A 2,587-nucleotide genomic window follows, 5' to 3' on the forward strand; every position below is an offset into this window, starting at 1 on the left:
TACGGTATGGCGCTCGCCCAGGCACAGCACTTAGTGAAGCAGTTGGCCGACACCCTGACCCGCAAGGGCGCAGAGGTTCGTTTTGCGATCCATCCCGTTGCCGGTCGTATGCCGGGCCATATGAATGTCCTCCTCGCCGAGGCGGATGTGCCCTACGATGACCTCTTCGAGATGGAGCGAATCAACGACGACTTCAAGGACACCGACCTCGTGATCGTGATCGGAGCGAATGACGTCCTCAATCCTGCCGCCCGCGAGGCTGAGGGCACGCCGATCTACGGTATGCCGGTGCTCAACGTCGATCAGGCGAAGTACGTCATCATCTGCAACTACGACCTCAACCCCGGCTACGCCGGTGTCCCCAACCCGCTCTACGAGCGTGAGTCCGGCGTAACTCTCCTCCTTGGCGATGCCAATAAGACGGTCGCTGACCTCGTCGCCGCTGCCAATGCCTAAGGCACAGCTTTAGAGTATAGATCAATCCCAAAGGGGCTGCCTCACTTCTCGGTGAGACAGCCCCTTTGGCGTATATTGTGACAGTTGTTTCAGTCAGGAGACAGTTTGCGTCCCGATGATACTACGCCCTCCCTTTCCCCTCGTACCTTTGCACCACGTCGTATCACCGAGCTCTCTGCTCGCTTACTTATAGGTGATCTCAAAGGTGGTACGAAGGATCTTTCCTGCGAAGTCCGGTATGAAGTCTTTGCTCTTGGACTGCAAGTCCTCCGTGGCAACGATCTTTACTGGACGACCCTCTGCGTCAAGGGTGTAGTCGAATGTGGTGGTCACCTCGACGGGTAGGTTGCTGACCGGCATCTTAAGCGTGCTTACGCGCTTCGACGGGAGGTAAGCGGGTGCTTTGCCAAACCACATTCCGGGGAAGGGAATGTCGGTGAACTCCGGGATGTAGAGGACCATAAGCCCGGCGGGATCTTTTGTCTCGCTGTAGGTAAAGGTCGTGTGTGAAGTCATGTCCTGCGACTCGGCGATACTAAGCTGGCGCTCTGAGATCAAGTCTCCCTTCCAGTTGAAGGTGTAGACTCCATGCTCGTCGCGCTTGAGTGACCGGAGGTGTCCCTCGCTGTCGTAGGATGCTGAGAAGAAACTCTCGGCTCCACTCGTTTTCTCCCCAACGATATAGCCGCTGGCATTTGTCAGAAGCACCAGTGGCTCAGAAGGGTAGGAAATGGTCATGGTGCCATCTCCGTAGCTGATGGGCCAGGTCTCGCTGTGGGGACCCTCGTCACCCGTCATGACGACCGTAATTGAGGACACCCGACCCTCCTTGTCGTATGTGTACTGATTAGTCATGTCAGCCTTTGTGGAGTTGATTAGGTCCTCTACCGTCACGGTGAGTGATGATACGAGTGCCTTCTCCTCTGCTGGTGGAGGGGTCGGCTGATCCTCCCCGCCATTGCAGTTGCAGGAGGGGAAGGCTACGGCACCCAGCAGAGCCAGGGCTACCGTACAGAGGTACTTCTTGGATAACGTCATAAGAGTATACGTAGTTACTTGGGTTTGTTGATTTCGGCCGTGAGGGTCGTGACGGTGCCGTCGCGGAAGGTGGTACGGATGGTGAGCGTCTGAGGCTCGGCGAAGTGGGGACTGTCCGACGTGAGGAATAGCTGTGGCTCTAAGTAGTCCATCGATGCGAAGTCTACTCTGTCCAGAGGCGATAGGATCACCTCATAGAGACCGTCTCGGAGATCCCAGTCCTCCTCCCCGGTTCGGTCATAAGCCTGCGCCACCAGCTTCATATAGGCTTCGCTATTGACGTGGAAGTCTGCCGGCATTCTCTGCCTGCCGGGATTGTCGAGATGCTTCGCATAGCGGTCATGGCAGCGACCGAGGAGCCAGAAGTGCGCATTGAGTACACTCCCCGCTGGCTGATCCCCCCAGTCTCTGTCACTGACCAGCTCCACCTTGTCTATCGGCGTCTTGAGGAAGCAGCGATCGGGAGTACTCCATTGAGGAGCGGGTTTCGCATAGCCTGCGTAGACTCTCTCTTTGTGGTCGGCTTCGCCAAATTTTTGGACAATCTGCTCTAATTGCCCGCGCTTCTGTGGGAGGAAAAATAGAGTGTTTACCGTAAGGAACTGCTCTTGCCTTTCCTCCCACGTGTTTCCACGAGGCAAAGATTTTGTGATCTCAATGACACCTTCCTGTTGTGTCTTGACCTTCAAATCGTTCTCTAAGTAGAAACCAGTGGCGTAGTGATTCCACGATACCGATCTCCAGTCTGTAAGCCTATCGCATGAGGAACACAGCAGACAGAGACCGGTCAGAATTAGAAGAGCCATAAGGCTCCTGTTCTTAATCATAATAATACTATTTGTGATGGTTGTTAGATGTGAGTTGTGATCGGTAGAGTAGAGAACTTCAGGTTAATGGAGTTGACTGCTTCCGACCTTGGTTTTCAAATGTCGTCATTTTTATTGGTAAACCAAGCCGCTTTGCGCTAAGCACAGCAAATAAATATCTTGGGTTACCGGTGAACTATGTGGTTGGGTCAGGGCTAACGCATTTGAGCGTTACAGGAGCCACTCCACTCATTGTGAAGAGTGGTGAACGATGCACCCCGACAGGG

At 54.3% G+C, this 2,587-nt stretch carries 3 protein-coding genes; 1 reads left to right on the forward strand and 2 read right to left on the reverse strand.

The features are described 5' to 3' along the window. A partial coding sequence (locus tag Q0F21_RS07100) for an NAD(P)(+) transhydrogenase (Re/Si-specific) subunit beta (RefSeq protein ID WP_297238648.1) occupies nucleotides 1-456 on the forward strand: 456 nt, incomplete at its 5' end. 183 nt (nucleotides 457-639) lie between these two features. Here Q0F21_RS07100 and Q0F21_RS07105 read toward each other — a convergent pair. Beyond that, entirely contained in the window at nucleotides 640-1,494 is an 855-nt protein-coding gene (locus tag Q0F21_RS07105) for a hypothetical protein (protein ID WP_297238650.1), read from the reverse strand. A 14-nt stretch (nucleotides 1,495-1,508) separates the two neighbouring features. Continuing rightward, nucleotides 1,509-2,300 (reverse strand): hypothetical protein, encoded by a 792-nt coding sequence (locus Q0F21_RS07110; RefSeq protein ID WP_297238652.1) that lies wholly within the window; start codon nucleotides 2,298-2,300, stop codon nucleotides 1,509-1,511. Between the last annotated feature and the right edge of the window lie 287 nt (nucleotides 2,301-2,587).

Source organism: uncultured Porphyromonas sp., from assembly GCF_934359325.1.
Taxonomy (GTDB): Bacteria; Bacteroidota; Bacteroidia; order Bacteroidales; family Porphyromonadaceae; genus Porphyromonas_A.

What these genes read in the sequence shown, in the direction of transcription:
- Q0F21_RS07105 (WP_297238650.1), bottom strand. Translation starts at nt 1,494, where the DNA reads ATGACGTTATCCAAGAAGTACCTCTGTACGGTAGCCCTGGCTCTGCTG.
- Q0F21_RS07110 (WP_297238652.1), bottom strand. Translation starts at nt 2,300, where the DNA reads ATGGCTCTTCTAATTCTGACCGGTCTCTGTCTGCTGTGTTCCTCATGC.